Raw genomic sequence first — 5,995 nt, 5'->3', positions numbered from 1 at the left:
CGGCCGGGGCCGGTGCCGGCCCCGGCGCTGCCGGCCGTCCCGGAGCGCCGGGCGGCCCCGGGTCCGGACCCGGGTCCGGACCCGGTGGGCGCGGTGGGCGCGGTGGTGCGGCTGGGCCGCGCGGTCCCGGTGGCCTCCATGGCGCCGGTTCCGGGGGTGGTTCCCGTGGTGCGGGGTGTGCTGGTGGTCATGGCGGTCGTCCCCGGGGGTCGGGCCCGGCGTGGTACCGGGCGGTAACTTCGTAGGGGACTTCTACGGGGCCGCGAACACGCTCCGCAACGGCTCCGACGGGCCTTCGCGCGCCCGGCCCGCCTTCACCTATCCGGGTCGGTGCCCGGCAGCCCGGGGCCCCGCCCCCGGATCCCGCCGGGAGCGAAGTGGACGCCGCCGGACCCCGCGCCGGCACCCCGAAGGGGGACCCGGGCCGTCACGGACGGAGTCCGGTGCGGCCCGCCGGGGCTGCGCGGGCCCCCCGGGGCCGATGCGTGCGAGGGGGGCGTCGCGAAGGAGCGGCGGCGGCCCGGTCGTATCCTGGGGGCGTTTCCGACTACCGAAAGCAGCCGGCCATGCGCGTGTACGTCCCCCTGACCCTGCCCGGGCTCGCCGAGGCGCACCAGGCGGGTGAGCTGGGCCCGGCTCCGCTGCGGGCGTACGCCGTCACGCCCGGGCTGCGCGAGTGGTACGTGTCGGACGACATCGAGGAACTGGAGTACGCCGCCCTGACCCGGGCCGCGGCCGCCTCGCTGCGGATGATCGCCGAGGACGGGGCCGCGCCCCGCAAGCGGGTCGTGGTGGCCGTCGACGTGGACGACAAGGCCGCCACCGCCACCCCCGGCGTGGACGAGGCCACGCTCGGCCAGGTGGCCCTCGCCGGGGCCGTACGGCTCTCGGTGGCGGCCGCGGTGCACGTGGACGCCGAAGAGGCCCTGGAGGACGTGAGCGCCGCCGTGGCGGCCGTTCCGGCCGCGGACGGGGGCGACGAGGACGCGCGCGCCACCGTCGACGGAGCCGAGGACCACGAGCTGCTGTGGTTCGGGGTCCAGGAGATTCCGGGGCTGCTGAAGTGAGCGCGGCACCCGAGAACCAGGCGGCATCCGTGCCCCCGGCACCCGAGGGCGCCCCGCTCGTGGTCCCGACGCCCGAGGGCCCCGCGCTCGCGGCGCCGGAGCCGGCGTCCGGGGCCGCCGCCGCGCCCGCGGGCCGGCCGGCACCGGTCACCGCGCCCCGGGCGGTCCCGCACATCGTGTGGGACTGGAACGGCACGCTGCTGCACGACATCGACGCCGTGATAGCCGCGACCAACGCCTCCTTCGCCGAGCTCGGCCTCGCGCCGATCACCCTGGAGCGGTACCGCGAGCTGTACGTCGTACCGGTGCCGAAGTTCTACGAGCGCCTCATGGGGCGGCTCCCCACGGACGCCGAGTGGCTGGTCATGGACGCGGCCTTCCACCGCCACTACTGGCCGGCCGCCGAGGGCGCCGGTCTCGCGGAGGGGGCCCGGGAGCTCCTGCGGGACTGGCAGGGGCAGGGGCTCACGCAGTCGCTGCTGTCCCTCGCGCCCCATGAGCAGCTCGTTCCGCTCGTCCGGGCGCACGGGATCGACGGGCACTTCCTGCGCGTCGACGGGCGCACCGGGCCCTCCCACACCACCAAGGCGGGACATCTCGTACGTCATTTGGCCGCCCTGGACGGGACGGGAGTGACCGCCGCTCGTACGGTCCTCATCGGAGACGCCGTGGACGACGCGCTGGCCGCCGCGCACGTGGGCGCCCGGGCCGTCCTCTATACGGGCGGTTCGCACAGCCGCGGCAGTCTGGAATCGGCCGGTGTCCCCGTCGTGGACAGCCTGGCGGAGGCCGTACGCACTGCTCGCGAACTGGCCGGATAGCGACCTCGGCGCATGAGCGGAGAGCGACCGTGCACCCGCCTGGCACGCCCGGCCGGTCCGGGCCCTGTCCAGAGTGTCAAAGTTACCCCCCCTGTTTTGTACACATACAGCTCATGACGAGCCGGGGGTGGAGCGAGATAGCCTGGTACCCGTGATCAGCGCGATAGTTCTCGGAGGCACTGAAGCCTCCGCCCGGCGCCCGGCGCACCACCGTGCCCGGGCCGTCGCTGATCCCCGCCCCCGGTCCCTGGACATCCTGCCGATCATGGCCGATTTCCTCCCGGTGGGCTCTCTCGACGGCATAGCGTCGATCCCGAACGGACACCGACACCCCGCCTCGCGGAGCTATGCCATCCCTTCCTTCACCTACGTCACGCAATGGCGCGCGACAGGAGCCAGAGGACATGCAGACCAAGCTGGACGAAGCAAAGGCCGAGCTGCTCGCGCGGGCGGCACGGGTAGCTGAGAACAGCCCGGCCGGGGGGCTACTTCCGACTGGGTCCGAGCAGGGGGAGCGTCCCGACCGGGACACGACTCTCGCCTACCTCCAGCGCTACTACCTGCACACCGCCCCGGAGGACCTGCTCGACCGGGACCCGGTCGACGTGTTCGGGGCCGCACTCTCGCACTACCGGCTCGCGGAGAACCGCCCGCAGGGCACCGCGAACGTGCGCGTGCACACTCCCACGGTGGAGGAGAACGGCTGGACTTCCAGCCACTCCGTCGTCGAGGTGGTCACCGACGACATGCCGTTCCTCGTGGACTCCGTGACGAACGAGCTGTCCCGCCACGGGCGCGGCATCCACGTCGTGATCCACCCGCAGGTCGTCGTCCGCCGCGACCTCACCGGCAAGCTCATCGAGATCCTCGGCCCCGACTGCGACGCGCACGGTCCCCGCACCGCGCGCCCCCACGACTCCCTCGTCGAGTCCTGGATCCACGTCGAGATCGACCGCGAGACCGACAAGGCCGACCTCAAGCAGATCACCGGCGATCTGCAGCGCGTCCTGTCCGACGTGCGCGAGTCCGTCGAGGACTGGGAGAAGATGCGCGACGCGGCGCTGCGCATCGCCCAGGACCTGCCCGAGGAGCCGACCGCCCCGGACCTGCGCGAGTACGAGCTCGAAGAGGCCCGCGAGCTGCTGCGCTGGCTCGCCGACGACCACTTCACCTTCCTCGGCTACCGCGAGTACAACCTCGTCGACGGCGACGCCCTGGCCGCCGTGCCCGGCACCGGCCTCGGCATCCTGCGCTCCGACCCGCTCCACCACGGCCAGGACGAGGCGCACCCCGTCTCCCCGTCCTTCAACCGGCTGCCGGCCGACGCCCGCGCCAAGGCCCGCGAGCACCGCCTGCTGGTGCTGACCAAGGCCAACAGCCGCTCCACCGTGCACCGCCCCTCGTACCTCGACTACGTGGGCGTCAAGAAGTTCGACGCCGAGGGCAACGTCGTCGGCGAGCGCCGCTTCCTCGGCCTGTTCTCCTCCGCCGCCTACACCGAGTCCGTGCGCCGGGTCCCCGTCATCCGCCGCAAGGTGGCCGAGGTCCTCGAAGGCGCCGGCTTCGCCCCGTCCAGCCACGACGGCCGCGACCTGCTCCAGATCCTGGAGACCTACCCGCGCGACGAGCTGTTCCAGACCCCGGTCGACCAGCTCCAGGCCATCGCCACCTCCGTCCTGTACCTCCAGGAGCGCCGCCGGCTGCGGCTGTACCTGCGCCAGGACGAGTACGGGCGCTACTACTCCGCGCTGGTCTACCTGCCGCGCGACCGCTACACCACCGGCGTGCGGCTGCGCCTGATCGCGATCCTGCAGGAGGAGCTCGACGGCATCAGCGTCGACTTCACCGCCTGGAACACCGAGTCGATCCTCTCCCGCATCCACTTCGTCGTCCGCGTCCCGCAGGGCACCGAGCTGCCCGTGCTGACCGACGCCGACGTGGAGCGGATCGAGGGCCGGCTGGTCGAGGCCGCCCGCTCCTGGGCCGACGGCTTCGGCGAGGCGCTCGTCGCGGAGCTGGGCGAGGAGCGCGCCGCCGAGCTGCTGCGCAAGTACGGGACCTCCTTCCCCGAGGGCTACAAGGCCGACCACTCGCCGCGCGCGGCCGTGGCCGACCTGTGCCACCTGGAACGGCTCTCCGCCAGCGACCGCGAGTTCGCGCTGTCGCTGTACGAGCCGGTCGGCGCGGGCCCCGGCGAACGCCGGTTCAAGATCTACAAGGCGGGCGAGCAGGTCTCCCTGTCCGCCGTCCTGCCGGTCCTTCAGCGCCTGGGCGTCGAGGTCACCGACGAGCGGCCGTACGAGCTGCGGTGCAGCGACCGCACCAACGCGTGGATCTACGACTTCGGCCTGCGGATGCCGGTGTCCGCCAACGGCGACAGCGCCGCCGGCTACCTCGGCGACGACGCCCGCGAGCGGTTCCAGGAGGCCTTCTCGGCGGTCTGGCAGGGCGACGCCGAGAACGACAACTTCAACACCCTGGTGCTCAGCGCCGGGCTGACCTGGCGGCAGGCCGTCGTCCTGCGCGCGTACGCCAAGTACCTGCGCCAGGCCGGTGCCACCTTCAGCCAGGACTACATGGAGGACACCCTCCGCAACAACGTCCACACCACCCGGCTGCTGATCTCGCTCTTCGAGGCGCGGATGTCGCCCGGCCGCCAGTCGGCGGGCAGCGAGCTCGTCGACGCGATGCTGGAGGAGCTGGACGGGGCCCTGGACCAGGTCGCCTCGCTCGACGAGGACCGGATCCTGCGGTCCTTCCTCACCCTCATCAAGGCCACGCTGCGCACCAACTTCTTCCAGCTCAACTCCGCGGGCGAGCAGCACTCCTACGTGTCGATGAAGTTCGACCCGCAGGCCATCCCCGACCTCCCGGCGCCGCGTCCGGCCTTCGAGATCTGGGTCTACTCCCCGCGCGTCGAGGGCGTCCACCTGCGCTTCGGCAAGGTCGCCCGCGGCGGCCTGCGCTGGTCCGACCGCCGCGAGGACTTCCGTACGGAGATCCTCGGCCTGGTCAAGGCGCAGATGGTCAAGAACACCGTCATCGTGCCGGTCGGCGCCAAGGGCGGCTTCGTCGCCAAGAACCTCCCCGACCCGTCGGTGGACCGCGACGCCTGGCTCGCCGAGGGCATCGCCTCGTACAAGATCTTCATCTCGGCGCTGCTCGACATCACCGACAACATGGTCGGCGGCGAGATCGTGCGGCCCAAGGGCGTGGTCCGCCACGACGAGGACGACACCTACCTCGTCGTCGCCGCCGACAAGGGCACCGCGACCTTCTCCGACATCGCCAACGGGGTCGCCGAGTCCTACGGGTTCTGGCTGGGCGACGCCTTCGCCTCCGGCGGCTCGGCCGGCTACGACCACAAGGGCATGGGCATCACCGCCCGCGGCGCCTGGGAGTCCGTCAAGCGGCACTTCCGCGAGCTCGGGCACGACACCCAGACGCAGGACTTCACGGTCGTCGGCGTCGGCGACATGTCCGGCGACGTCTTCGGCAACGGCATGCTGCTCTCCGAGCACATCCGCCTGGTGGCCGCCTTCGACCACCGGCACATCTTCATCGACCCGCACCCGGACGCGGCGACCTCCTACGCCGAGCGCCGGCGCCTGTTCGAGCTGCCGCGCTCCTCGTGGGCCGACTACGACACCTCGCTGCTCTCCGCGGGCGGCGGGATCCACCCGCGCAGCGCGAAGGCCATCCCGGTCAACGCGCACGTCCGCGAAGCCCTCGGGATCGAGGCGGGCGTCACCAAGATGACCCCCGCCGACCTGATGCAGGCCATCCTCAAGGCCCCCGTGGACCTGCTGTGGAACGGCGGCATCGGCACGTACGTCAAGGCGACCGCCGAGACGCACGCGGACGTCGGCGACAAGGCCAACGACGCCATCCGCGTCAACGGCTCCGACGTGTGGGCCAAGGTCATCGGCGAGGGCGGCAACCTGGGCCTGACCCAGCTCGGCCGCATCGAGTTCGCGCGCAGCGGTGCCGGCGGCGAGGGCGGCAAGATCAACACCGACGCCATCGACAACAGCGCGGGCGTGGACACCTCCGACCACGAGGTGAACATCAAGATCCTGCTGAACTCGGTGGTCGCCGACGGGGACC

General features: G+C 72.4%; 3 protein-coding genes and 1 pseudogene. 3 read left to right on the top strand and 1 reads right to left on the bottom strand.

Going from position 1 to position 5,995, the window contains the following annotated elements:
- Positions 1-191: pseudogene (locus tag ACFWNV_RS38990) on the bottom strand (hypothetical protein); the annotation flags it as partial.
- A 375-nt stretch (positions 192-566) separates the two neighbouring features.
- Between ACFWNV_RS38990 and ACFWNV_RS38985 the strand changes: the two are divergent.
- The 3 genes from ACFWNV_RS38985 to ACFWNV_RS38975 form a co-directional block, all read left to right on the top strand.
- On the top strand, positions 567-1,067 hold the full coding sequence (locus tag ACFWNV_RS38985) for a DUF6912 family protein (RefSeq protein WP_383956886.1): 501 nt from the start codon (positions 567-569) through the stop codon (positions 1,065-1,067).
- Between the two features lie 173 nt (positions 1,068-1,240).
- A complete protein-coding gene (locus tag ACFWNV_RS38980) occupies positions 1,241-1,888 on the top strand; it encodes an HAD family hydrolase (protein WP_383956888.1) in 648 nt (215 codons plus the stop codon).
- A 404-nt stretch (positions 1,889-2,292) separates the two neighbouring features.
- The coding region (locus ACFWNV_RS38975; RefSeq protein WP_383956883.1) for an NAD-glutamate dehydrogenase at positions 2,293-5,995 on the top strand (3,703 nt) is incomplete at its 3' end.

Source organism: Streptomyces sp. NPDC058401, assembly GCF_042722885.1.
In the GTDB taxonomy this organism is placed as follows: Bacteria; Actinomycetota; Actinomycetes; order Streptomycetales; family Streptomycetaceae; genus Streptomyces.
The sequence above is the reverse complement of the archived record's forward strand: the minus strand, read 5'-3'. Positions and strand labels throughout refer to the sequence as shown.